23 protein-coding genes are annotated in these 24,677 nt (G+C 41.5%); 12 read left to right on the forward strand and 11 right to left on the reverse strand.

What is annotated here, in order from left to right:
• From LCH52_16195 to LCH52_16205, 3 genes are read right to left on the reverse strand one after another with little or no spacing between them, the layout of a single operon-like run.
• Positions 1 to 582, reverse strand: a complete 582-nt coding sequence (locus LCH52_16195) for a DUF151 domain-containing protein (protein MCA0390031.1) — start codon at positions 580 to 582, stop codon at positions 1 to 3.
• Positions 579 to 1,547, reverse strand: a complete 969-nt coding sequence (locus tag LCH52_16200) for an electron transfer flavoprotein subunit alpha/FixB family protein (protein MCA0390032.1) — start codon at positions 1,545 to 1,547, stop codon at positions 579 to 581. The genes LCH52_16195 and LCH52_16200 overlap by 4 nt, the downstream gene beginning before the upstream one ends.
• Before the next feature lie 11 nt (positions 1,548 to 1,558).
• Complete coding sequence (locus LCH52_16205; GenBank protein ID MCA0390033.1) at positions 1,559 to 2,305, reverse strand: electron transfer flavoprotein subunit beta/FixA family protein; 747 nt, start codon at positions 2,303 to 2,305, stop codon at positions 1,559 to 1,561.
• 123 nt (positions 2,306 to 2,428) lie between these two features.
• Here LCH52_16205 and LCH52_16210 point away from each other — a divergent pair, with 123 nt between their 5' ends.
• From LCH52_16210 to LCH52_16240, 7 genes are all read left to right on the forward strand, one after another.
• Positions 2,429 to 2,767, forward strand: coding sequence for an ATP-dependent Clp protease adaptor ClpS (locus LCH52_16210; protein ID MCA0390034.1), 339 nt, complete (start codon positions 2,429 to 2,431; stop codon positions 2,765 to 2,767).
• Between the two features lie 28 nt (positions 2,768 to 2,795).
• The gene (dacB, locus tag LCH52_16215) at positions 2,796 to 4,181 is read left to right on the forward strand and encodes a D-alanyl-D-alanine carboxypeptidase/D-alanyl-D-alanine-endopeptidase (GenBank protein ID MCA0390035.1); all 1,386 of its coding nucleotides are present in this window, start codon (positions 2,796 to 2,798) and stop codon (positions 4,179 to 4,181) included.
• Between the two features lie 9 nt (positions 4,182 to 4,190).
• Positions 4,191 to 5,183, forward strand: a complete 993-nt coding sequence (locus LCH52_16220) for a M28 family peptidase (GenBank protein MCA0390036.1) — start codon at positions 4,191 to 4,193, stop codon at positions 5,181 to 5,183.
• 3 nt (positions 5,184 to 5,186) lie between these two features.
• Complete coding sequence (locus LCH52_16225; GenBank protein MCA0390037.1) at positions 5,187 to 6,008, forward strand: alpha/beta fold hydrolase; 822 nt, start codon at positions 5,187 to 5,189, stop codon at positions 6,006 to 6,008.
• A gap of 17 nt (positions 6,009 to 6,025) precedes the next feature.
• Positions 6,026 to 6,859, forward strand: coding sequence for a 1,4-dihydroxy-2-naphthoyl-CoA synthase (gene menB, locus LCH52_16230; protein ID MCA0390038.1), 834 nt, complete (start codon positions 6,026 to 6,028; stop codon positions 6,857 to 6,859).
• A gap of 5 nt (positions 6,860 to 6,864) precedes the next feature.
• Positions 6,865 to 7,740: a 1,4-dihydroxy-2-naphthoate polyprenyltransferase gene (locus LCH52_16235; GenBank protein ID MCA0390039.1), complete on the forward strand. Its 876-nt coding sequence runs from the start codon at positions 6,865 to 6,867 to the stop codon at positions 7,738 to 7,740.
• A 91-nt stretch (positions 7,741 to 7,831) separates the two neighbouring features.
• Positions 7,832 to 9,166: an AMP-binding protein gene (locus LCH52_16240; protein ID MCA0390040.1), complete on the forward strand. Its 1,335-nt coding sequence runs from the start codon at positions 7,832 to 7,834 to the stop codon at positions 9,164 to 9,166.
• Here the strand turns inward: LCH52_16240 and LCH52_16245 are convergent.
• Complete coding sequence (locus LCH52_16245; protein MCA0390041.1) at positions 9,163 to 9,561, reverse strand: acyl-CoA thioesterase; 399 nt, start codon at positions 9,559 to 9,561, stop codon at positions 9,163 to 9,165. The genes LCH52_16240 and LCH52_16245 overlap by 4 nt on opposite strands.
• 89 nt (positions 9,562 to 9,650) lie before the next feature.
• Here LCH52_16245 and LCH52_16250 point away from each other — a divergent pair, with 89 nt between their 5' ends.
• Positions 9,651 to 10,103: a hypothetical protein gene (locus tag LCH52_16250; GenBank protein ID MCA0390042.1), complete on the forward strand. Its 453-nt coding sequence runs from the start codon at positions 9,651 to 9,653 to the stop codon at positions 10,101 to 10,103.
• Between the two features lie 3 nt (positions 10,104 to 10,106).
• The gene (locus tag LCH52_16255) at positions 10,107 to 10,808 is read left to right on the forward strand and encodes a 16S rRNA (uracil(1498)-N(3))-methyltransferase (GenBank protein MCA0390043.1); all 702 of its coding nucleotides are present in this window, start codon (positions 10,107 to 10,109) and stop codon (positions 10,806 to 10,808) included.
• Here the strand turns inward: LCH52_16255 and LCH52_16260 are convergent.
• From LCH52_16260 to LCH52_16285, 6 genes are all read right to left on the reverse strand, one after another.
• Positions 10,805 to 11,626 (reverse strand): purine-nucleoside phosphorylase, encoded by an 822-nt coding sequence (locus LCH52_16260; protein ID MCA0390044.1) that lies wholly within the window; start codon positions 11,624 to 11,626, stop codon positions 10,805 to 10,807. The two genes, LCH52_16255 and LCH52_16260, sit on opposite strands and share 4 nt — an antisense overlap.
• Before the next feature lies 1 nt (position 11,627).
• Positions 11,628 to 12,980 (reverse strand): NupC/NupG family nucleoside CNT transporter, encoded by a 1,353-nt coding sequence (locus LCH52_16265; GenBank protein ID MCA0390045.1) that lies wholly within the window; start codon positions 12,978 to 12,980, stop codon positions 11,628 to 11,630.
• Positions 12,981 to 13,002: 22 nt separating this feature from the next.
• Positions 13,003 to 14,091 (reverse strand): glycosyltransferase, encoded by a 1,089-nt coding sequence (locus tag LCH52_16270; GenBank protein MCA0390046.1) that lies wholly within the window; start codon positions 14,089 to 14,091, stop codon positions 13,003 to 13,005.
• A 90-nt stretch (positions 14,092 to 14,181) separates the two neighbouring features.
• Positions 14,182 to 15,387: an alginate export family protein gene (locus tag LCH52_16275; protein ID MCA0390047.1), complete on the reverse strand. Its 1,206-nt coding sequence runs from the start codon at positions 15,385 to 15,387 to the stop codon at positions 14,182 to 14,184.
• Positions 15,388 to 15,461: 74 nt separating this feature from the next.
• Positions 15,462 to 16,346 (reverse strand): aldo/keto reductase, encoded by an 885-nt coding sequence (locus LCH52_16280; protein MCA0390048.1) that lies wholly within the window; start codon positions 16,344 to 16,346, stop codon positions 15,462 to 15,464.
• Between the two features lie 317 nt (positions 16,347 to 16,663).
• Positions 16,664 to 18,235 carry a helix-turn-helix domain-containing protein gene (locus tag LCH52_16285; protein MCA0390049.1) on the reverse strand — a complete coding sequence of 524 codons (1,572 nt, stop codon included), beginning with the start codon at positions 18,233 to 18,235 and terminating at the stop codon, positions 16,664 to 16,666.
• 94 nt (positions 18,236 to 18,329) lie between these two features.
• On the opposite strand from LCH52_16285, the gene LCH52_16290 reads away from it, so the two are divergent.
• Entirely contained in the window at positions 18,330 to 19,784 is a 1,455-nt protein-coding gene (locus LCH52_16290; protein MCA0390050.1) for a potassium/proton antiporter, read from the forward strand.
• Here LCH52_16290 and LCH52_16295 read toward each other — a convergent pair.
• Positions 19,781 to 20,968 carry a hypothetical protein gene (locus LCH52_16295; protein MCA0390051.1) on the reverse strand — a complete coding sequence of 396 codons (1,188 nt, stop codon included), beginning with the start codon at positions 20,966 to 20,968 and terminating at the stop codon, positions 19,781 to 19,783. The genes LCH52_16290 and LCH52_16295 overlap by 4 nt on opposite strands.
• Positions 20,969 to 21,081: 113 nt before the next feature.
• Here LCH52_16295 and htpG point away from each other — a divergent pair, with 113 nt between their 5' ends.
• A complete protein-coding gene (gene htpG / locus LCH52_16300) occupies positions 21,082 to 22,986 on the forward strand; it encodes a molecular chaperone HtpG (GenBank protein ID MCA0390052.1) in 1,905 nt (634 codons plus the stop codon).
• Between the two features lie 113 nt (positions 22,987 to 23,099).
• Entirely contained in the window at positions 23,100 to 24,380 is a 1,281-nt protein-coding gene (locus LCH52_16305) for a citrate (Si)-synthase (protein ID MCA0390053.1), read from the forward strand.
• Positions 24,381 to 24,677: the final 297 nt, after the last annotated feature.

Raw genomic sequence — 24,677 nt, forward strand, 5'->3', positions numbered from 1 at the left:
TCAGTTGCTCTTTCCTCCAAGTTTATTAATCTCATCGCGTACTTTAGCAGCCTGTTCATAATCTTCATTTTCGAGCAATTCCCTTAGTCTGTCCTGAAGTGCGGCGAGCTTGGTTTCCCTGATGGTAGACCTTTCAGAGGGTTCACCTGATTCATCCTCTTTGGGAGTTTCCTTTGCCGGATAAAATCCCGCCTCATCCATCACCTTTTCAGCTACGAAAATCGGCACCTGGCATCTGATGGCGAGATTAATCGCATCTGAGGGACGGGCATCCACTTCATTAGTAAAACCGGATACATCGAGCACGATATTTGCATAGTAAGTGTTTTGGAGGAGTTCGTGAATGACAACCTCGACGACAGAAGCGCCGAGGTTATCAATAACAGATTTCAATAGATCGTAAGTATTTGGTCTTTCCAGAGCCTGCCTTTCAATCACAAAAGCAATTGACTGAGCTTCGAAATGTCCAATAATGATTGGAAGTTTACGCTCTCCATCCACTTCTTTCAGAAGCAGAACGAACGCTCCTCCGCCCGCAGGACTGGTTGAAATACCAAGAACTTCACATTCTATTTTGTTCAATTTGCAATCACTTTCTTTAACTCGTCTTTTAATGCCGGCAGCACTTCAAACACATCACCGACTATACCATAGTCCGCAATAGTAAAGATTGGTGCATCTTTGTCTTTGTTGATGGCGACGATGTATTTTGAGGAAGCCATGCCTGCAAGATGTTGAATGGCGCCTGAAATTCCACACGCAATGTAAAGTGAAGGAGTCACAGTTTTACCTGTTTGTCCCACCTGTTCACCGTGAGGTCTCCATCCGGCATCAACAACTGCTCTTGAGGCACCTACAGCCGCGCCCAGAACTTCTGCAAGTTCCTCCACCATGTGGAAATTACCTGATTCTTTCAGACCTCTTCCACCCGAAACGATGATATTTGCTTCTGCTACATCAAGTTTGCCTTCCGATTTTTTGATTTCTGTGACGGTGGTTGAGAGATCAGACCCGGAAAGAGTAACAGTCTCAAAAACTGTCTGAACAGGTGAATCAACAAGCGGAAATACATTAGGACGGAGTGTAAAAACCTTGACTTCGGCAGCAGATTTTACTTTTTGCAAAGCCTTTCCTGCAAATACAGGTCTGACAGCAATCAGTTCACCACCCTCAAATTCGAGTGAGGTGACATCTGAAATAATTGCGGCATTCAAACCTGCGGCAACCCTTGGTGCAAGATCTTTTCCCATAGCGGTGTTCGCGAAAATAAGAGTATCGGCACCACATCCTTTAGCAAAATCGATGATCGATTTGGTGTATCCCGACGGTGAATATTTATCAAAAGCCGGATCAGAAAGGATGACGGCTTTTTGGATCCCATATTGTGACAGTAATTGCGAGTTTTCAACAGAAGCCGCGGGGATTACTGCCAGGACTTCGCATCCGAATGTTGCAGCCAGCATTGAAGCTTTTGAAGCTGCTTCCAACCCGGATTTCTTTATTTTTCCATCTCTCTGTTCTATAACTGCTAAAATCTTTTTTGACATAAATAATCTCCTTAGATAACTTTTGCTTCTTCTCTTAAAAGGCGTACCAGTTCGGGTACTGCTGATGAATCGGTTCCAAGAATTCTCCCGGGTGCTTTTGGATTGGGAAGGAACATTTCGACCACTTCCACCAACGGGGCAGGTGCGGTGACAGGTCTCTCCTCGAGTTTTTTCCTTTTTGCATCCATAATTCCCTTGAGATTCGGATATCTTGGATCATTCAGCCCTTTTTGAGCAGTTATCACGACAGGAAGAGACGATTTTACTACTTCTCTTCCGCCTTCTATCTCTCTTTCAGCAGTAACAGAGCCATTTTCAATATTCAATGAAACGCATACAGTTATACAATTCAAGCCCGCTTTCGCAGCGGTGAGTTGTCCCACCATTGAAGTATCATAATCTACAGACTGTTTGCCCATGAATACAATATCGTATCCGCTCGCTTTAATCTCCTCTGCAAGAAGTGTTGCCACACCGTTAGAGTCGAGTGTATCCTGTGTTTTTAAAAGCAGGCCGGAATCAATTCCCATGGCTAATGCTTTTGTCATAATCGCCTTGTTTGAGTCGTCACCAACACTGATTACAACAGTTTCACCACCAAATTTCTCTTTGGTTTTAACTGCCTCTTCAATGGCGAACTCGTCGTAGGGATTAACAATAAAAGATACACCGGTTTTATCGATCTCTTTACCGCCGGCAGCAATCTTTATTTTGGTAGCTGTATCGGGTACATTGCTGACGCAAACAGCTATTTTCATTTGACCTCCGTATTGTATGAATTTGTTAAGGAATGACTTACAAAAATAAGAAAGATGATGGTTTTTTCTTTAAATTACTGTTTCATGTTTTAAATTATTTTGCTACGAAATATCTGAAATAAAATGACCCAATTTGAAAGAATCTTGACCATTTTTGGAGGAAATCCAGGAACCGAAGGTCAGGAAGTTCAGTCACCTGAGATATCTGAGGACATCGACTCGGGCTCTTCCTCGAAATATGCTGCGAGGGTCATTTTATATAATGATGACTTCCATTCATTCGAGGAAGTAATAGGACAACTGATAAAAGCCCTGAATTGTTCCTCTGCGAGGGCAGTTTATTTGACAATGAAGGCTCACAGCGAAGGGAAGGCGGTTGTTTTCAAGGGAGAGTATTTAAAATGTATAAAAGTTTCATCAGTTTTGGAAGAAATTGCACTGAGGACAGAAATTGTATACTAGAATATCTATAAAGTTTTTCGTTTTGGTGATGTGCCTTTCATTCACCAGAGTGTCAGCCCAGGGGGAGAAATTCCTCTCAGAGTTAAATACAATTCTTAATGATACCTTCTTTACCTCCTGTAATGCGGGGATCGAAGTATATAATTTATCGCAAAAAAAGCCGTTATTCTCCCGCGACCGCTTTAAATTAATGAATCCCGCATCAAACATGAAGGTTATCACTTCAATTGCAGGTCTTGTATATCTCGGGAAAGACTACTCGTTCAAAACAAAAATTGGTTACACCGGGAAGATAGAAAATTCAGTTCTGAATGGTGATGTTGTAATTGTGGGGTATGGTGACCCTGACTTCAAGATGGACAGTCTAAACAAATGCTATGACCTGCTAAGTGCTTTTGGTATAAAAGAGATAAAGGGAGATATTTTGCTTGATGTCTCATACAAGGATTCTCTTTTTTGGGGAGAGGGCTGGATGTGGGATGACGACGGCGCTGTAACTTCACCTTTTATGTCCGCACTTAATATTTACGGAAATACAGTAAAGGTTACCGTTTCGCCGGTTGCCGGAGGCGGAAGACCCCATGTCTCTGTTTATCCTGTAACCAGTTATTTTGAAATAGTGAATTCCGCTTCGATGACCAATGAAGGAACTGATTTAAGAGTCTGGCGTGATTACCTCGAGAGAACAAATAAAATATTCGTGAAGGGAAAAATGAGTTACGGTTCTCCGCCATCGGTATATATTTTTAATGTATGGCAGCCGGAATTCTATTTCGCAACACTTCTCAAAGAAAAGCTTGAGAGGGGTGGAATCAAGGTTTCAGGGAAAGCAAGAATTATCTACGGGGACTACAAAATGACTCAACTGTATGAGTTTCAACATCCCTATTCGAAATTGATCAATCAGTTGAATAAAAAAAGTGACAATCTTTATGCTGAAATGGTGCTTCTTGCGTTAGGTGGTATTTCAAGAAATAAAAATGTCTCCTTCGCCGATGGAAAAAAATATCAGGACATTATAATAAAGTGGGCAGGGAAGAATCCTGCAGATTACAGACTGTCCGACGGGTCCGGTGTTTCACGATACAATGTTGTCAGTGCATCTCTTCTACTGGCTCTAACCAATAAAATTTACGAAACAGGCGGTGAACTGTTCGATATTTACTACAATTCATTACCAATCGCAGGGGTGGATGGTACTCTGGCATCAAGAATGAAAACCGGCTTATGCTTTAATAATCTCCACGCAAAAACGGGGACACTTTCCGGTGTAAGCAGCCTCACGGGTTATGTAAGAGGAAAAAGTGGAGATATGATTTCCTTCTCTATAATGATGCAGAACTTTCCCGGCAGTGCCGCAAAGGCAAGAGGATTTCAGGACGCCATTTGTGAAATAATTGCACAGAATAATTGAGGTGGGAATATGAATTTTGGGAAAGCAACAGTTGTATTGATTCTTTTCGCGGTTTTTTTCACTTCCTGCAAGAAAAATGAAGAACCTCCAGCCGTTCAACCGCCTCAATTTGAAATTCAAAAAAGAGATAATATGCCGGTTTTTGACAGTCTGAATGTTTATGAATATGTAAAAAGACAGACAGAGTTTGGTCCCAGGGTTTCGGGACTCCCGTCCTGGGAGAATGCAAAAAAGTATCTTATCGAGAGCCTGCAAAAATCGGGAGCGAAGGTCACACTACAGGATTTTGAGGCTGTTGTGCCTTGGGGGGAGAAAATGAAGTTTACCAATATCATCGGAAGTTTTAATCCCGATGCGGCTAAAAGAGTGTTACTTTGTGCTCATTGGGACAGCAGACCTCACGCTGATAAGGAGGCTGACAGCAGTAAACACAAAACTCCAATTCCCGGGGCTAACGACGGAGCCAGCGGTACCGGAGTCCTGCTCGAACTGGCAAATGTAATCGGAAAAAACAAACTGGATTACGGTGTCGATATTGTTCTGTTCGATGGGGAAGATTATGGAGTTTCGAGCAGTCTCGAGGGATATTGTCTTGGTTCAAAACACTTCGCTTCAAATTTTCCGCTTCCAATTAAACCAAAATTTGGTATTCTTCTCGATCTTGTGGGTGATATCGAGGCTGTTTATATGCGTGAACCGGCTTCGATGCAGTACGCCGGGGATCTGGTGGAATTGCTTTGGCGTTATGCTCAGAGTTCAGGGAATTCAAGATTCAAGGATTTTATCTCGCAACCCATTTACGATGATCATATACCTTTAAACGAGGCAGGCATAAAGACTCTAAATATAATCGATGCCGGACTTGTTGGTGCCAATTCTGCAAATCCTCGAAGAAACTACTGGCACACTCTTAACGACGATATGCGGAATATCAGCAAGACCACATTATATGACCTCGGCAGGGTACTAACAGGATTTTTATATTCACTTAAAATTAATTAGGCAATGCTTTACGATTATAACGGTATCAAGTGTTTTTACAAATTTGAGGAGAGGGGAAGCAGGCATACTCTGGTTTTAATCCACGGTTTTGGTGGCAGTTCTGCTGACTGGGAACCGTTTGTTGAAGTACTCGGTGAAGAACAAAGTTATCTGCTGATCGACTTGCCCGGCTGCGGGCAGTCGGAGTTCACATCAGATGACACTTTCTACACATTTGAAGGACTGGGTGGTTTAGTCTCGAGTCTGATTGATTCCCTGAGTATTATATCACCGGTTATTTGCGGTTACTCGGCAGGGGGCAGACTTGTTTACTATATCACCGCACATAATCTGGTGAATTCACAATCCGGATTTGTTGCCATTTCAACAACTCCAGGCATTCCGGATGAAGTGATGAGGCAGGAGAGACGGGAGGGTGATATCCATCATGCAAAAATGATTGCTGAACACGGAATTGAGGAATGGGTGGAAAACTGGCTAAATCTTGATCTGTTTGAAGGTTTGAAGTATCTTTTATCTGATTTCAATGAAGAGTACAGGAAAAGAAGGCTTCTCAACAATACTGAAGTGCTGCAGAAGTATCTTTTATATTCCGGACTCGGTATTCAGGAACCGCTACAACCGGGATTGAGAAAAACCACCGTTCCGGGACTTCTGATTTCCGGCGGTAATGATGGAAAATATTGTGAAATAGGGAATCGTGTCATCAGGTTGAACAATAAATTTAAACATTTTGTTATAGAAGGAGCGTGGCATACTCTTTATCTGGAGAAACCGAAAGAGACTGCCCGATTGATTGAAAATTTTTTAACTGAATTGAATTAAAACCATTTGGAAATATTATGTTGATTGAATGGAAACAAACCGGAAATTATAAAGACATCATTTACGAAAAAGCTGAAGGCATTGCAAAAATTACCATCAACAGGCCCGAAGTAAGAAACGCTTTCCGTCCTGACACTGTGATTGAGATGTACAATGCCTTTGTTGATGCAAGGGAGGACCAGGAGATCGGCGTCATCCTGTTGACAGGCAAGGGACCTGCCGAGGATGGCAAATACGCTTTCTGTTCAGGTGGTGATCAGAGGATTAGAGGAGATCAGGGCTACATTGGCTCGGATGGAGTTCCAAGACTTAATGTTCTGGATTTGCAGAAAATGATCAGAAGCATACCCAAACCAGTAATCGCTCTTGTGGCAGGATACGCAATTGGTGGCGGCCATGTTCTTCATGTGGTTTGCGACCTAACCATAGCCGCTGATAATGCGGTATTTGGACAGACCGGTCCGAAGGTCGGAAGTTTCGATGGTGGTTTTGGTGCATCCTATCTTGCCAGACTTGTTGGACAGAAAAGAGCCCGTGAAATCTGGTATCTTTGCCGCCAGTACAATGCAGCTGAAGCATATGAAATGGGACTCGTGAACAAAGTTGTACCCGTCGAAGAACTTGAGGCTGAAGGAGTTCAGTGGGCGAGAGAGATTCTTGAAAAAAGCCCCCTCTCCATTCGTTTATTAAAATCCGCATTCAATGCCGAGCTCGACGGACAACAGGGTATTCAGGAACTTGCCGGAAACGCAACACTTCTATATTACATGACCGAGGAAGCTCAGGAAGGTAAAAAAGCTTACTTGGAGAAGAGAAAGCCCGATTTCAATAAATTTCCCAAACTGCCGTAGAAGTTATGAGTAAATTGAATGTCTGGATTCTGGCGGCAAGACCTAAAACTCTTCTTGCCGCATTCGTCCCGGTGATTGTTGGTACATCACTGGCGGTTGCAGAGAAAGAGTACCATCTAGCCGCGGCTCTTGTTGCTTTGATTTGTTCAATACTGATCCAGATTGCCACGAATTTTACAAACGATCTTTATGATCACCTCAAAGGTGCAGACACCAAAGAAAGGGTGGGCCCGCAGAGAGCATTGAATGAAGGATGGGTTTCGGTCGGGGAGATGAAACTTGCTATTTACCTTACATTCGGACTGGCTTTCATTCTGGGGTTGTATCTTGTCTACCTTGGTGGTCCGCTTATTTCAGCGATAGGAATTCTTTCCATAATCGCAGGATTTATGTACACCGCAGGCCCGTTTCCGTTTGCTTACAACGGGCTGGGTGATCTTTTTGTTTTCCTTTTCTACGGTTTTGTGGGCACCGTAGGGACATATTTTATCAATACCCATACCATTACAAGTCAGGCTATGATATCGTCAATACCTGTCGGCGCCCTGGTAACGAATATACTGGTTGTAAATAATTACCGGGATGTGGATCAGGATAAAAAAGCCGGGAAGAAAACTCTCGCGGTGCTGCTCGGTAAGAATTTTGCACTGGCAGAATATTTTATTTTGCTTGTTTCCTCATTTTCAGTCCCATTGATCATGTATCTCTACTATGATCTGACCTATTGGGTATTTCTTCCTTATTTAACCCTCCCATTTGCTTATAAAGCGATTCTGATGTTGCTGAGCCTTAAAGGTTCGGAATTGAATAAAGCGCTGGAACTTTCGGCTAAGATATCAGCACTTTTTGGGTTCCTTTTCTCCCTCGGACTCTGTCTCTAAGGTTTATCAGTTGACCGGTGAGGCAAAAAGTACCATTTTAAAGCTTGTCCGGGCTCTCGTGATCGAGTCTCCTTCGAGTATGGTTCACTCTTTGAATTCTGAAAGCTTACGGCGACGGATAATCGATGGCTCGGCAGTGGAAGGAGACTACTTAATTTTTTCGAATGAGATGGTCTCGGACAACTTCACAGATATATCTGCACTTGATCTCAATAACAGACTTGTGTTCATTCACGAAGAAAATCCTCTTCAGTACATCTTTTCCATCGTTTTATCCTGGAATAACGGTTTACTTCCTCTGCTGGTTTCTCCATCGGTAACTGAAAACGAGTTTAAGGAACTGCTTTCGAGATTCAAACCGGGTATCGTGATCACCAAAGGTTCACCCGTTTTGACCGGCTATGAAGAAACTCTGAATCCCGTATTGGATGATGATGCTGTCGTCATACTCACCTCGGGGAGTTCAGGCAAACCAAAGGCGGTAGTACACACATTTGATTCATTACTGAATGCGGCAAAAAGGAGCAATCTTGCCTGCCGGATGACTTCGGAGGATAAATGGTTGTTAAGTCTGCCTGTGTATCATATTTCGGGATTTTCAATACTGATGCGATCAATTGTCGGGGGAGTGAAACTTGTTCTTACCGCCTCCAACAACACAGCCAACCCTGAATTTTATGAGGCTGAAGTCCGCAAACCAAATCTGGTATCTTTTGTTGCCACACAGTTAAAAGGATATATCGAGAACATAACGCTTTCGCAGACAAGTTACAAAATGATTCTCGTGGGTGGAAGTGCCATCAACAGTAAACTTATCACAGATGCAATTGCCTGCAAATTGAATCTGTTCAAGGTATACGGCTCAAGCGAAACCGCTGCTTTTATTGCCGGACGGGATTTGGAGTCAAATGAGGTTAGTCATGAAGGTGACTATGAGCCTCTTGAAGGAGTAAGAATCAATCTGGATAATGGAGAACTCACCGTAAAAAGTGATCAGCTTTTTGACAGATATCTTGATGATCCCGACCTGACAGCTTCGAGAAAAATTGATGACACCTATCATACAGGTGACGAAGCCTCGATCTTCAAAGATGGTTCGTTCTCGATTACCGGCAGAATGAGTCGTTTTATAATTTCAGGTGGAATAAATGTGGATCCCCTTGAGGTGGAAGCAGCGATAAAAGAGTATTACGGCATAACGGAAGTGTTCGTCTTCTCTGTTACCAACGAAAAATGGGGAGAAGCCGTATCTGCTCTTTTAAGAACCGAAGATGAGTTTGATATTATGGAGTTCCATAAATTCTTGAAGGGCAGGCTGTCTGCACACAAAATCCCCAAATATTACCGTATCGTTGATGAAATTCCGAAATCTGCAATCGGTAAATCTGATCCGGTTAAATCAAGGGAAATTCTTTTCGAACGCTAAAGTTCGAGTTTAAGAAGGGCATTTCGCAAATCCTCCGGCACTCCATATTTCCTGTTTTCTTCCGGCGAAAACATAACATGAACTGTTTTTACCTTTATGGCAATCGCGTTTTCGGGGTTATAAATATTGTAGGCAAGCGAAAATGAATTCTCCTTTATCTCACCCAATTTAACCATCACAGTCACTCTGGTACCGGCTTTTAGCGGGATTTTATAGTCCGCCTCAGCATGAACCAGGGGTATAATCACACCTTTTGCTTCAAAATAGCCCCCCAATCCATTGTTAAACATGAACTGTTCGTAGGCAATATGTGCTATTTCAAATGCACGGGAAAAAAACATGATGCCCGCAGGATCACATTCACCGAATGAGATATATTTTTCTGTTGAAAACATTTGCTCTATCTAATTGTGGGATAAAAAGGCTGTCAAAGATATTTTTCGTAATTTTGAAAATCGAAAACAATAAAGTAAGGAATCAAAACATGAAAATATTCAGATTTTTAGTGATCTGTTTGATTTTTTCATCTGTAAGTATCTATTCACAAAATTCAGGTTTCGGCCTGGGGATCATAGTAGGGGAACCAACCGGTTTATCAGGCAAGTATTTCCTGAATGAAAACAATGCCATTGATGCCGCAGTAGCATGGTCTTTCAAGAAAGTTGCAGCACTCCATATTCATGCCGATTATCTTTATCATGACAATTCTTTTTTCAATGTTAAAACAGGGAAACTGCCGGTTTATTTCGGCTTTGGCGGAAGATTAAAATTGCAGGATAAGAGCAGATTTGGAGTAAGGGTCCCGGTGGGAATCGCATATCAGTTCCCCAAAGCCCCTGTTGATCTTTTTGTTGAGATCGTGCCATTACTCGATTTGATTCCCGATACTCAATTCGATTTTAACGGAGCAATTGGTGTCAGATACTATTTTCAATAAAATATGAGCCATTTCGCAGGTCAGGAACTCTTCCGGTGTAACATCGGGATGGATAACGGGGACTTGGTTCTTACAGGAAACGATATCAGGCATATCACGCGGGTGATGCGTCATAAGGCAGGTGATATCATTCATGTAACTTCGGGTGATGGCATCATTTTAAGAGTGAAAATAGTTTCAGGATCAGATGATCTGATTAAAGTGATGTCTCTTGAGCGATTTGAGTGTCAAAATAAACTCTCCAATATCGAGATTGCAATTCCGAGACTAAAAAGCAGCGATAAAATTGAACTGGTTATCGAGAAACTGGTTGAGACGGGATTTACAAAATTTGTATTCTTCGAATCTGAGAATTGCATCGGGAAAGGATTCAAACTCGACCGGTGGGAAAAAATTGCAATCTCCGCATCCAAGCAGTCATTTAATCCATTTAATGTGGAATTACGCTCAGTGAGTAAATTTGATGATCTTTTCAAAAATGGGAGAGAAGTGATTGGATTTGATCTGGAGGCTGAAAACAGTTTTGCCGGTTTTCAGCCTGAACGGGGAGTAAATTACACACTTGTTACAGGACCCGAAGGCGGACTGAGTAAAAAAGAACTTACAAAATTCCGTGAAGGAAATATTTTTCAACTCACCGGCAACCGGTTGAGAAGTGAGACGGCAATTCTCTATTCCGCTTTTCTGATTACCAGATTTTACTAAAAATATTCTACTATTCTTTGAACCAGTCTGTTAAATTTGTTTTCAACAAGTTTCGCAGCAACAGTGACATCTTCATGGCTAAGTTTGTGGGGTGAAAGACCTGCCGCATAGTTCGTAATACATGATATACAACTTACCTTTATACCGTGAGCTGAAGCCCAATAAGCTTCTGCAACGGTGGACATTCCTACCGCGTGAGCACCAAACTTGTCGACCATCCGAATTTCGGCAGGAGTCTCGTAGGTTGGTCCTTTATTATACCAGTAGATTCCCTCTTTCAGGTGAACTTTTTCTTCGAGAGCCGACCAGATGATAATATCGTTAAAATCAGGATCGGGAGTCTTAAGAAACATGTTTTTTTGATCAGGTGTAGCGACTCTCATGACTTCATTAATTTCATTCTTGATATTAATTCCGATGAAAGAGGTACAGAGCATCAAATCACCCGGTTCGAAAGCATAGTCGACACCTCCGGCGGCATTTGTAAGCAAAAGATAGGGGATATCCAGACCTTTTGTAATAATTGAAGGTACGATTGTCTCATAGAGCTGGTAGCCCTCATAAAAATGGAATCGCCCCTGAAATACCAGGCACTTCTTCCCGTTAATCTCACCGAGAATCAGTTTACCCGAATGACCTTCAACTGTGGACCGGGGGTAATTTGGAAGAGTGTCTCCATCCCATGTTTTAATAATATTAATTGTTTCCGGGAATTTACCAAGTCCGGAACCAAGAACTATTGAGAGTTTAATATCATCCTTGATATCCTTTTTTAGGATATCTATCAGGTCTTTGTAATAAAATTCGAAATCAAACATCTTAGAAAAATATTCCTGCAATAGTTGCCGAGAGAAGTGTGGAAAGAGTTCCACCAATTACAGCTTTGATGCCGAGCTGAGCAAGATCAGCTTTTCTGTGTGGAGCAAGAGCACCGATTCCACCAACCTGAATTGCGATTGACGAGAAGTTGGCAAATCCACAAAGGGCGTACGAAGACATAAAAATTACCTTAGGATTGATCATCTCCTTCATCTCAACCATACGCGAAAGCTCAAGGTAAGCTACAAATTCATTAAGAACCGTTTTTGTCCCGAGCAGACTTCCAAAGTTAAGTGCATCTTCAAAAGGGATACCAATAGCGAACGCAACCGGTTGAAGTATGAAACCAATCAATAACTCAAAACTGAGTGGTTTACCATACTGATCCTGCATGATGGCGCTCAATCCTGTAATGTCACCGACCCATCCCAACATTCCGTTAAAGAGCGCAATCAGGCAAATAAATGCAATCAGCATACCTCCAACATTAATTGCGAGCTGAAGACCGTCTATTGCTCCATTTGAAGCAGCCTCTATGACATTGGAGCCGTTTTTCTCAACACTAAGTTTAACCACACCACGGGTTGCAGGTTCTTCAACTTCCGGGAAAATAATTTTTGAGATGAGAAGTGCTGCAGGAGCTGCCAGCACGGAAGCACTCAATAGCTGTTTAGCAAACAGGAACTGCCCCTCTGTGATAGATATACCTTTTGCCGCAGAATACGACTGCCCAAGCATTTGAATATAAGCCGCCATCACGCCGCCGGCGATGGTCGCCATACCTCCGGTCATTACCGTGAGCATTTCACTTTTAGTCATTTTGTCCAAATAAGGCTTTATTATAAGTGGTGCCTCGGTTTGGCCCACGAAAATATTTGCAGTACATGAAAGCGATTCTGCACCACTGGTGCCCATTATTTTCGCCATCACCCAAGCCATTGCCTGTACCACTTTTTGCATGATTCCGAGGTAATAGAGAATTGCCATCAGGGCGGCAAAGAAAATTATTGTAGGCAACACCTGGAAAGCAAAAAAGAATCCAAGACTTCCTTCCTTACCGGGGCTGATAGCAAGGTTTCCGAAAACGAAAGAGGCACCTTTTTCGGAGTACTGAAGGATAATGACAAAGAAAGAGCTGACCCAGCTAAAAAAATCTTTTACCCAGCCGAGCGGGGCAAAAAATGTTGCCATATCATCTCCCTTAATGAGGAAGATGGCGAGAACAAACTGTATTGATAGCCCTCCGCTGACGAGACGCCAGTCAACTTTTTTCTTGTTGTTAGAAAGGAGAAAAGCAATGCCAAGGAGCACACCGATACCAAGAATTCCACGAAGTATTGAAACTATATCCATAAGTGAAGCCTAAATAATAAAACTATTTCCAATTAAATTTTGTAAAACGAGATGCAAAATAGTTAATTATCAAGAAAATTTCATAGAAAATCTGGTAGAAAATGATTCCAGGGAGGGAAAAATTGTGATTTAATTTTTTTTGCAGAGCCAGTACCAGAAATGTGTCCAGTGAAATTTTGATGATAAAAGTGTACACCACCTCCGGGAACCAGGGGAGCAACAGGATTGAAGATTGCGCGTACAGATTGGGCAGATGCCAAAAAACGAGTATCCATTTCGACAAGTTCGAATAGAATTTTGATGCGGCAGTATGTCTGGCTTTTTGTTTCAAATACGCTTTTGGCTGATGATTAGTATTTGAAAATACTGCGGCTTCCGGTGAGGGACAAAAATTGATTTTGTATCCTTTATCGAGAAAATTTTTCAACAGAAGGTCGTCATCACCACCGAGTGATTTTCTGGTGGACTCATATCCACCCTCATTGTGAAAAACACTTTTTAGAAAACCCATGTTTCTGGCGGTCGCCGATACTGGGTGTCCCCAGCCAAATGATGCCGAGATCAGTAAAAAGGATCTGAGATTCTCGAAGCAGGAGAGAGCATTAAAAAAACCGTGGTCTCTGATTAATGGTGCGATGCCTATCAGAAATTGTGTATCACCTGTAAAATAGAGGTCGGTCTCTTTCAACCAGTCTGGTTGGACAACACAGTCGGCATCGGTTATCATGATCCTGTCAAATTTTGCTTTTGCGATTCCTTTTTCAAGCGCATTTCGTTTACCGGGAGGATCATTTGGATCGTGATCAATTAGTTGAAGATTCGTGAAAGAGGGCAGAAATGAATATACGATTTCGCGGGTTCGGTCGGTTGATCCATCGTCACAAATCAGAATTTCGAAATTTTCAGCAGGGAAGTCCAGTTTTTGCAGTGACTTCAGCAGAGCCGGAATTTTTTTTTCTTCATTTCTTGCGGCGATAATTATTGAAAAATTCCCCGGAGGAGATTTTACTTTCCTGGTTCGCACTGACTTTCCCGACCTTATAAGTCCTGTAACAAAAAGGAAGTACGCGAGAAGAAAAAAGATAATTACGATCAGGTAGAAAAGTTGCAATGGAACCGAAAATAAATGAGGATTCAATATAAGGAAAGAGAAAAGATAAAAAAAGGGGCTGCCTCTTTTGAAACAGCCCCGGCTAAAATTTTATTTAAGATTCAGGTGAAAACCGGCATAAAACCAGAAAGCTGTATCCTGACCTTTTTTCTCTTTGAAGATATCTCCGGGCAGGAAGGTGGCAGCTCCAAAATTGAAATTCAGGTATTCATTGTATTTTGCCATAAATGCGAGATCAATTTCAGTTCCGAAGGCGTTGCTTTCGGTTCCGGTTGAAAGCTTATATGGTTGTGCAGAACCGAAGAGGTGACCGCTGAGTTTACCTGCAAGCCATTCAGCAAGCGCCATTTTATAGTAACCGTAAATATCGGTTATACCAAGATTGTAAGTGGAAGCAGGTACAACTTTGAAATAATCCATATCACCGAGATAGGCATGTTTCGTTGCATAGGAGTTGTCAAATACCTCATACTTGTTATCGGCTGCATCTTTGTCACCCGAATAGTATGCGAATCCTGCACCGAGGGCAGCTTTAGACTGGACCTGGAATGAAAACTCCAGATTTATGGCAGCGAGAAAAGCCGAAATATCCATTTCCTTGTTTGTTTTAATATTGCCGGTTTGGTAGGCAAAATCGATGTCATGCGAAAGGGGACCAAATGATCCTGTCAAATTGACACCGAGAGTAAGTCGTGCGAGATTTTCAACAGGGACTCTCCGGTCGAACATTACAAACGGGTTCAGTTTAAGATTGTCTGCGAGTCGGAACTCAGAGAATACTCCAAAGAGATTTTGATCAAGACTGTCACCAACCAGTTGTTTATCGGCAACTCTGAAAGCGAAAGCAGAAATCTGATAACCTTTTCCGGCATATCTGACAGTGGCTCCATCGAAAGTGATGGGGGTGTTTCCCCAATCTGATTGTCCTATCATTCTGGCGTTGTTGTATCTTGCTTCCTGTCTTCCAAGCAGGAATTCCCAGTTGCCTTTTTTGATTTTCAGATAACCTTCATTGAGATCGAGATTTGCCGAATTCGACTGAACCGATGTTTCCTGTCCGAAAACTCTCGCATCGATAATACGGAAAACAAATTCGAGATCGTCATTATTGCTGATGACGGTACCCAGCCTTGCTCTGTTGTTGATGTAGTGATGGAAACCAGTGTTAGCGTTAAAATCGAGTTCATCCACTTCGAGTCTGGTCCTCAGTTCTCCATTAAATTTTACAGTTAATTGCCCAAACGAAAGAGGAGCAAAAAACAGAAATGCAACTAATAAAAGGGTAAAATATCGCATAAAAGTCCTTGAGTTTAAAAGGAATAAAAAGTCTGATTCAAATTTAATCAAAAAATGTTTCCTGATAAAAAATATCAGGTGAGTGTTTGCCACTCTTTTCCAATTTCATCGAATCTTGACTTGATCCTGGTGATGAGTTCATCGGGTAATTTTCCCTTTTGAACAAGTTTAATGTTGGCTTTCAGATGACTCAAATCATTTGTACCGATCAAGATTGAATCAACTCCGTAAGTGTAAGCGGCAAACCGGATCATTACTTCCTCGAGGGACATGCCATAATCGATGTTCATTTCGTAGATGCGTCGTTTATACTCTGCAACAACCGGATCGGATATATTCGCCTTTTCAAGCCATGCGAAATTTGCGAGAGGTCTTTTGGCAATAACTCCCATATATTTTTGTTTGGCAGGGTGGAGGAAGGAATTTATTGTTTTTTGATCACAAACATTTATTGATGACTGAAACGCAGCGAAAGAATCGCTATAGATTGCAAACTCGAGGGGATCATTGTCGCCGGAATAAGCAGGAACGCGTACCTTGCCTTCCTGGGTCATTCTGGTCAGAGCCTCGATAACTTCACCTTTCTCGAGTATGTCTTTGTTGCACGAGTGAAGGTGCACTATATCAATATAATCAGTCTGAAGAATTCTGAGTGCCTTCTCTACACCCTTAATTATACTGTCGTATGTCCAGTCCTGAGTTCCTTCGACATCGTATCCGATTTTAGTGGAGAGAATAAACTCCTGTCTTCTGTTGTGAAGGAATTTACCAATTCTGTGTTCGGACTCGCCATAACTTCTTGCTGTATCGATAAGGTTAATCCCCAGGTCAAGTACTGAATTCAAAAGTTTTTCAACCTTTTTATCTGTCATCTCTTTTCCGCCAATTCTGCCTGCACCAAAACCGAGAGGCGATACTTTTAGTCCGGTGAACCCAAAATCACGCAGTTCAAACTTCATTAATTGATCTCCAAAATTAAAATGATTTGATAGCAAAATGTAAGAAAAAGATTAGTTGGAAATGAGGGGGGAGGGTATTTAAAATAAAAAACGGGCTTTTTATAGCCCGTCGGGATCTTTTGCACTATTAAAATCGATTAAATGGTGTTAAACCTGTATTAAAATGTCATTAAACACGATTCAAAAATAAGGTGCGGGAAAATGCTTTGATAACAGAAATCAGTCAAATTTTAACATATTTCGGACATATGAAATTATGACTGAAAAATCTAATAATTCTTTCCCGTTATTATTCTCGAACCTGCGTGACATTTTAGTTATTCCTGTTCCAAATCAGTGGAATCTGATGGAGATTCGCCAAATTCTTCCTTAAAACATTTCGCAAAATAAGAGAGATTGCTAAATCCGGCCGAATAAGCTGCCTCACTGACAGACATTTTACTGCTCACAATCATCTCTCTTGCCTGAGTCAGTCTGTATGACCTGATCAGGTTATTTGGGGATTTGCCGGTAACAGCCCTTACTTTTCTCTGAAGTTGTCTTGGACTCATCCCGATCAGGTCGCTCAGATTTTCAACACCAAAGTCTTCATCGGAGAAATTCTCACTGAGAATATTGTTTACTTTGATCATAAACTTGTCGATGTAAGTGCTTCCTGTTACCCTCGGTTCAACAACCTCTGTTGCCATGGTCTTTCGCAGTTTCTCTCTGTTCTCCAACAGCGAAGCCACTCTTACCCTCAGTTCTTTCAGAGAGACCGGTTTAATAAGGATTTCATCTGCACCTGATTCGATCGCCTTTATTTTGTTAGCTTCATATGTGTCTGCTGTAAGAAGAATGACGGGAATGTGCGAGGTCTTTTCATCATTTTTAATAATTCTGGTCAGGTCAATTCCATTTACTCCAGGCATGTGTATGTCTGAAAGGATCAAATCAGGAATAAAAGAAATCGCCTTTCTGAGTCCTTCGAATCCGTTTAGCGCTTCAACTATCTTAAATTCCTTTTGGAAGGTTTTTTTCAACAACCTGCCAACTTCATGATTATCTTCTATAATCAGGATAATCTGTGATTCATTTTCTCCGGATGAACTGTCGATAACAGGTTCCTCCTGGCTTCCGAATTCCTCTGCAATCTGGAAGGTATTCCAAAGATTGAACTCATCAAGAAAATCATCCTCAACTTTCGAGTCACTCTGTGGTGGCAGTGGAATCGAAAATATCAGCCTGCCATTGAATGAACTCATTGACATCATGATTCCGTAAGTGTCACAAATCGTTTTCAGCAATACCGAGTCGATCAGATTCGACGGTTTCGAAAATACCTGTTCCATAAGGCTTTCCGAATCGGAATTTTCACTTATTTTATAACTCGGAGTGAATGTAACCTGCAAACAGAAAGATCTTTTCTCATCTCTTTGAACAATCAAATTTACAATTTCAGATGTTAATGAAACTCTCAACACCATCATTATAAGATGTCCAACTATTCTGTCCACCATCAAGGGGGAGCATCTGGTAAAATAGTGAGTCCTCTCGCTTAAAAGCACAATTTCTATGTTCTTTTGTGATGCCAAGCCTTTCAGGTTCTCTGTGATAATATTGAGAATTTTTATCAGATCAACATCTTTTTGAACAAAAGCCGGGAACGCCATATAGCTTAAAGTATTGATCTGAGAAGCGAGATTTTCAATATTTGAAAGTGAATTTTTTAGGGCAGTGAGTGATTCGGAAGTGAAGCGATTTTGGTTCGATTCTGAAATGATGTCTAGATTTCCGACTGCAATTGTTATATTGCTTCTCAAATTTGAGGCAATAGAAGAAAAAATATTCTGCCTTAAATTCTTCCGGTAAAGATCAAACGATGGAGCCAGGGACTTTTTCTTGCTCATTTATTCAGTGAAGATTTTCTTGGATAATTTTTTGATGAAATTAAATGTAAATATAAATAAACAAAAACTTTTTATTACTTAAATGATACACTTGTTGGAACATAAAATTTTTATTCTCTCCGTGCTGATTGTTCTCTCGTTGCTGGTAACGAGACTTACCAGGAATTACGGAGTCCCCACACTGCTTCTTTTTTTGGGTCTGGGAATGCTTGCCGGTTCAGACGGACCGGGTGGAATCGAATTTAGTGATGCTTCCCTTGCTCAGTCGATAGGCACCATCGCTCTGGTATTTATTTTGTTTTCGGGAGGTTTGGAGACAAGTATACAGTCAGTAAAAAATGGTATTAAATCATCTCTTTCACTGGCTACTCTCGGGGTGGTTATTACGGCAGTTCTGATGGGGGCATTCCTATATTATGTGGCCGGTTATTCTGCCGGTTTTTCTTTTTTCATCGGGGCGGTAATATCATCAACAGATGCTGCAGCAATTTTTTCGGTTCTGAAAGCCAAGGATTTAAATTTATCGGGTGATATTCAACCCGTTTTGGAGCTTGAAAGCGGCAGCAACGATCCTATGGCAATATTTCTGACCATGCTGATGATTTCAATTCTTACAGAACCGGAAAAAACCGCTGTCGAGCATGTTGTATTTTTTGTATCGCAATTCGGAATTGGTGCAGTTTTAGGGTATGGGGGTGGAAGGGTAATGTCAGTTGTAATGAACAAGCTGGATTTTATTACTCCCGGGTTTTATCCTGTGTTTGTTCTCTCAGGTGCGTTACTGATTTACAGTGGTACAGCACTAATATCCGGGAGTGGGTTTTTAGCAGTATACATAGCGGGAATTGTAGCCAACAGTCATGAATTTCAGCATAAAACCAACACGATCCGGTTTTTTGAAGGACTTGCCTGGTTAAGTCAGATTGGTATGTTTCTCGCCCTGGGATTGTTGATTTATCCTTCTCAGTTACCTGAAGTTGCTCTTATCGGCAGCCTCTTTGCCTTGTTTCTAATGTTTGTTGCGAGACCTGTGGCTGTAATGATATCACTTTTATTCAGCAATTTTAACCTGAAAGAGAAAGTTTTTATCATGTGGGGGGGATTGAGGGGGGCAGTACCGATTATTCTCGCGACATTTGCACTCACTTCAAATCTGCCTGACGGACAAAAGGTGCTGAACCTTGTCTTTTTTGTTGTGATATTTTCAGCCATCGGTCAGGGATGGTCAATCCCTGCGGTTTCCAAACTTCTTAAACTAAGAAATGTCAAGAATTTAAGCAAAAAAGTGCTGATGGACCTTGAAACAGGACGAGACGACAATAAAACATTATTCGATCTTTTTGTTCAGCCGGGGTCTCCTGCCTGTGGTAACAAGATTGTGGAGATCGGATTGCCGAGTGGCGTTCTGATTGTGTTGATAGAGCGGAAGGGGAAATATGTAATCCCGTCAGGAAGCACAATAATTGAAGAGGACGACTTGATTATCCTGCTGGTTGACAAGTCGGATATAGAAGTTGTCGCAGGATTTTTTAAGTCGTCTTTCGATTAGATTATTCTGACAACCGTTTTATTCATCATATAACGATACATTCTTCTGACAACTCTGAAGAAGAATACGAGGTAGAAGGCATAAACTGCTATTCCGACAATTCTGACCACAAAGGAAAACGCAGCATTTTTCACCGGTTTGTATGCGGGCAGGATGCCGTCGGTTCTGATCAAAGGATTGAGAAAGAATGTGGTTTTCGGGTTGTAAACCTCGGTTCTTAAATAGGTTTTTACTTTTTTAAGAGGAAAGACGAGGGAGTCGGTTTTATGAAAGGATGCCAGCACCTCACCGTAGTTACCAATCAAAAGGATGGAATCAGCAGGTGTCATGAGCCGCAATTTCATCGAATCGTTTTCCACCCGTAAATATCTCAACTCGTTGTCAAGTTCAGCATTATTGCCTTTGACTGCCACAGAATTTCCCTTTCGCAAAGCGTCCACGATCAGGTTCCCAAGCAATGAACCTGCACGGACCATCGTCCAGTACCGTCCGGTTTCATCTTTTCTGGTTTGATTGTGTGAATCGTCGTTGCCGTAGCCAAAAGCCGGATAGCCTGCAGAGAGGGCGGCATCCCAGTGATGAACGGATGTCCTGTAATGGTTAAGAATCTCTATGTGAGTATAATTTGAGAGATACTGAAAGTCATCCGGATGATAGCCCTCCAGGAATTCGGGGTGATTGATAGCCAAAAGTTTGGTAGTTTGTCTCAATCTTTCGATGATATCCTGCTTATGGTGTAATGACTGAAAGAGGGGATAATCAAAATTTACAACCTCTTTTGCTCCGATAGGATGTTGATGTCTTTTCCAGACATTTAAGCCGTGCTCATAAAGAGGAATGAATTCATCATCTTTGATGTTTTTCGATCTGGTAATTTTATGATAATCAGAGATTCCGGCAAAATCGTAACCGAGGGATTTATAAACGGAATCCACCTGCTCCGGTGTAAGTGTGCCGTTGGTCAATCCTCCCCATGCCTGTGCATGTGCATGAAAATTGGTTTTAAACCACCTGCCTGAAGTGTCGGCATACGGGTTATACCACTCCGTTCCTGAAAACGGCTTCATCGCAGGGAATTTGTAGACATTTGTAAATATGTAAGGGAACATTGCAATCGCGACAATCAGCAATAAAAGGATTGTAACGATATATACAGGTGTCAACAACAATTTTTTAAAGTTCATTTTGTAATTTTTGGGGTGGAAGCAGGGCTGAAAAATATTATATTTGTGACTACAAATTTACGAAAATTTGTGATCATTTCAAGATTCAATTTAAAGTGAAAGGACTAACTTAGATGGAAGCCAAAGTACAGGAAAAGTTTACATTTCAAGCGGAAATCACACAACTTCTCGATATCTTAGTTCATTCTCTCTACAGCAGCCGCGAAATATTCTTGAGGGAACTGGTATCAAATGCATCCGATGCAATCGATAAACTAAGAATAATCTCTCTCCGCGGCGATGAATATCATCAAAAAGATCTGCCATTCGAAATAAAAATATCCTTCGATCAGGAAGCAAAAATGCTGGTCATCACCGACACCGGTATCGGAATGACAAAGGATGAGCTTGTAAAAAATATCGGAACAATCGCAAAATCCGGAAGTTCGGAATTCATTAAGGCTTTAAAAGCAGGTGAAACTGATGCGAAAGAAATAATTGGCAGATTCGGCGTAGGGTTCTATTCTGTTTTCATGGTAGCGCACGAAGTGAAGATTAAGACCAGATCATATCTTCCTGACGAGACAGGTTATGTCTGGCGTTCATCTGGAAGTGGTGATTTCACAATCACAGAAATGGAAGAGTCAATTAACCGGGGAACGACGATTGAGATTTACCTGAAGGATGATGCAGTGGAATTTGCAACAAAGGAGAGACTTGAAGGAATCATCAAGAAACACTCCGGATTCATTTCCTACCCGATTTATCTCGCCGCCGAAAGGGTAAACACAATTACTGCCTTGTGGAAAGAACCGAAATCCACTATCAAACCGGAGCAGTATAATGAGTTTTACAAATTCGTATCCCACGATTTCGAAGACCCTGAATGCCACATCCACTATTCGATCGAAGCCCCGATTCAATTTAATGCTCTGCTTTTCATACCGAAGCATAATTTTGACATGTTTGGAATGAACAGAGAGAACTACGGACTCGATTTATATGTAAGAAAAGTGTTGATTCAGCATCAGTCCAAAGACCTGTTACCGGAGTTTTTGAGTTTTGTAAAGGGTGTTGTCGATTCCGAGGATCTTCCGCTCAATGTATCCAGGGAGACACTTCAGGAGAATGCGGTTTTTGGGAAAATTTCAAGAGAAGTAACTAAAGCAGTTCTCAACGACTTGATTAAGAGGGCGAAAGACGAACCTGAACAGTATAAACGAATTTACAAAGAGCACGGCAAGCAAATTAAACTTGGTTTCAATGACCACAATAACCGGGAAAAATATCTTGAACTTCTAAGATTTGACTCTCTGAACAATGCAGATCCCGAAAAACTTGTTTCACTCGATGACTACAAATCAGGATTAAAAGCGGATCAGAAGGAAATTTATTATGCCTTGGGTACTACCAGAGAATCGCTTCTGGCAGACCCTGCAATAGAGATCTTTAAGAGAAAGGGTATCGATGTCCTTTTCCTCATGGATCCCGTTGATGAATATGCCCTCAACATGTGCGGAAAATATGGTGAACTTGATTTCGTTTCGGTTGAAAAGGCGGATGTCAGCAAACTGGATGCATTCGTGGATATCGAGGAGAATGAGAACAAATTGCCTGATTTAAATGAGGCTGATGAAAAAGTTCTCGAGGATCTCGCATCGAAAATCAAGGAAATTCTCGGTGAGAAGATCAAGGAAGTGAAGATATCCAAGAGATTAAGCGACCATGCAGTCTGGCTTTCGGGCGAAAATGAAATGTTCTCAGCATCTTTCAGACGAATGATGAAGGGAAGCAATCCGATGTTTGATTCTTTTGGTGCCTCCAAAGTTATGGAGATAAACAAGAACAGCGCTGTGATCAGGAATCTCCTCACCATCTATAAAGGAGACAAAAAATCTCAGGTAATTCCGCGGGTTGTGAATGTACTTTATCTTTCTGCAGAACTCGGATCCGGTGATCTGAAAGATCCTTTTGTACTCGTGAAGGAGATGAACTCGATTCTGGAGACTTTCACCGGTTCGTACACCATAGTAAAATAGAGATATTTTATACAAGGAGGCGATGCCTCCTTGTTTTTTAAACATTTTGAATTAATGAATTAATTAAAATGTTTATGTTTAAATCATAAATCCAATAAACTTCGAAAGAACATATGGCACCAAATATTTTCGATACAATGGCGGCAAAAATAGAATTTTGGCGTTCCGACATGTCAGCATTTTTAAAGGAGAGTGGAGATCAAAAAGTTTCTGACATTACCATTTCGCAGATAATGGGTGGAATGCGCGGAGTAACATCTCTTTGGTGTGATACTTCAGTTGTTCCCAAGGATCAGGGTCTTATAATCCGTGGAAAACCGGTTAGTGAACTGACTGATATTACCGGAGTGCAGGTGTTTTATCTCCTTCTTACAGGGGACTTGCCAACCGAGGAAGAACTCCATGAGTTTCAACTTGCACTTAGAATAAGGAAATTCGTCCCGTATTATGTATGGGAGATACTTAAGGCAATGCCGAAGGATTCGCATCCTATGACGATGCTTTCGACAGCCGTGCTTTCCATGCAGAAAGAATCATCTTTCGCCCGTCATCACGATGAAGGCATTCACAAAAGTGAATACTGGCGTTACACTCTGGAAGATGCGCTGAACATCATAGCGAAACTTCCTGCAATCGCTGCCGCAATTTACCGGATCAGATACAACAAAGGTGAACTGATTCAACCGGATCCTGATATGAGACTATCGGAAGATTTTGTTCATATGTTGGGTTTGGAATCTTCAGGCGATGAATTCCTGAAATTAATGACATTGTTCCTTGTAGCACACTCCGACCATGAAGGCGGTAATGTTAGCTCGTTTACAGCTTCAATTGTGAACTCGGCATTATCGGATCTCTATTATTCAATCTCCGCAGGATTCAATGGTCTTGCCGGTCCACTTCACGGTCTTGCCAACCAGGAAGCTCTTAAATGGGTGTTGGATGTAATGAAGAAGTATAACGGAACACCTACAAAAGCAGAGATTGAAGAGGTTGTAAACGAAACTTTGGCGTCAGGTCAGGTAATTCCGGGATATGGTCATGCAGTTCTAAGAGTTGTGGATCCAAGATTTACAGCTTTTCTTGAATTTGGAAAAGTTCATTGTCCCGATGATCCTGTTTTCAAAACAGTGGTAAATACCTTCGAAGTAGTACCGGAAGTATTGAAAGGTATCTCCAAAATTCAAAATCCGTGGCCCAATGTTGATGCCGTTACAGGTTCACTGCTTTATCATTACGGTCTGAGAGAATTTTCCTACTATACCGTTATTTTCGCCCTCTCAAGATCAATTGGTTTAGCCTCACAGGCGGTTATGAACAGAGCTTTAGGTTTACCGATTGTGCGACCAAAATCAGTTACCACATCATGGTTGAAGAGTCAGGTAATAAAGTAAACCGGGTTTTCTGAAAACCTTGTGCTAATTTCAAAAGAGGCTGTCTCAAAAGGGGCAGCCTTTTTTATTGATTCTCAGATTTATCAAAAAGAGTCTTTTCCTCAAGTTGGCTCCTACTTATGATCCCCGTTTTATTGATCCCTCGCCTTATGTTAATTTCTAGAAGCGTTTGACTCTTCTTTTCGCCTGAAAATTGACCAAATCAGTTTAGCCTAAATATGTTCTAACCTATTGTAATATATGGTAGTTAAGAGGAATATTTATTTTTAGATACGGTCAATTTTTCGTATTTTTGCA

The organism is Bacteroidota bacterium (genome assembly GCA_020161395.1).
In the GTDB taxonomy this organism is placed as follows: Bacteria; Bacteroidota; Ignavibacteria; order Ignavibacteriales; family Ignavibacteriaceae; genus UTCHB3.

Coding starts and splice junctions, on each gene's coding strand:
- LCH52_16200 (MCA0390032.1), bottom strand. CDS start 1,547: ATGTCAAAAAAGATTTTAGCAGTTATAGAACAGAGAGATGGAAAAATA.
- LCH52_16205 (MCA0390033.1), bottom strand. CDS start 2,305: ATGAAAATAGCTGTTTGCGTCAGCAATGTACCCGATACAGCTACCAAA.
- LCH52_16210 (MCA0390034.1), top strand. CDS start 2,429: ATGACCCAATTTGAAAGAATCTTGACCATTTTTGGAGGAAATCCAGGA.
- dacB (MCA0390035.1), top strand. CDS start 2,796: ATGTGCCTTTCATTCACCAGAGTGTCAGCCCAGGGGGAGAAATTCCTC.
- LCH52_16220 (MCA0390036.1), top strand. CDS start 4,191: ATGAATTTTGGGAAAGCAACAGTTGTATTGATTCTTTTCGCGGTTTTT.
- LCH52_16225 (MCA0390037.1), top strand. CDS start 5,187: ATGCTTTACGATTATAACGGTATCAAGTGTTTTTACAAATTTGAGGAG.
- menB (MCA0390038.1), top strand. CDS start 6,026: ATGTTGATTGAATGGAAACAAACCGGAAATTATAAAGACATCATTTAC.
- LCH52_16235 (MCA0390039.1), top strand. CDS start 6,865: ATGAGTAAATTGAATGTCTGGATTCTGGCGGCAAGACCTAAAACTCTT.
- LCH52_16245 (MCA0390041.1), bottom strand. CDS start 9,561: ATGTTTTCAACAGAAAAATATATCTCATTCGGTGAATGTGATCCTGCG.
- LCH52_16250 (MCA0390042.1), top strand. CDS start 9,651: ATGAAAATATTCAGATTTTTAGTGATCTGTTTGATTTTTTCATCTGTA.
- LCH52_16255 (MCA0390043.1), top strand. CDS start 10,107: ATGAGCCATTTCGCAGGTCAGGAACTCTTCCGGTGTAACATCGGGATG.
- LCH52_16260 (MCA0390044.1), bottom strand. CDS start 11,626: ATGTTTGATTTCGAATTTTATTACAAAGACCTGATAGATATCCTAAAA.
- LCH52_16265 (MCA0390045.1), bottom strand. CDS start 12,980: ATGGATATAGTTTCAATACTTCGTGGAATTCTTGGTATCGGTGTGCTC.
- LCH52_16275 (MCA0390047.1), bottom strand. CDS start 15,387: ATGCGATATTTTACCCTTTTATTAGTTGCATTTCTGTTTTTTGCTCCT.
- LCH52_16280 (MCA0390048.1), bottom strand. CDS start 16,346: ATGAAGTTTGAACTGCGTGATTTTGGGTTCACCGGACTAAAAGTATCG.
- LCH52_16285 (MCA0390049.1), bottom strand. CDS start 18,235: ATGAGCAAGAAAAAGTCCCTGGCTCCATCGTTTGATCTTTACCGGAAG.
- LCH52_16295 (MCA0390051.1), bottom strand. CDS start 20,968: ATGAACTTTAAAAAATTGTTGTTGACACCTGTATATATCGTTACAATC.
- htpG (MCA0390052.1), top strand. CDS start 21,082: ATGGAAGCCAAAGTACAGGAAAAGTTTACATTTCAAGCGGAAATCACA.
- LCH52_16305 (MCA0390053.1), top strand. CDS start 23,100: ATGGCACCAAATATTTTCGATACAATGGCGGCAAAAATAGAATTTTGG.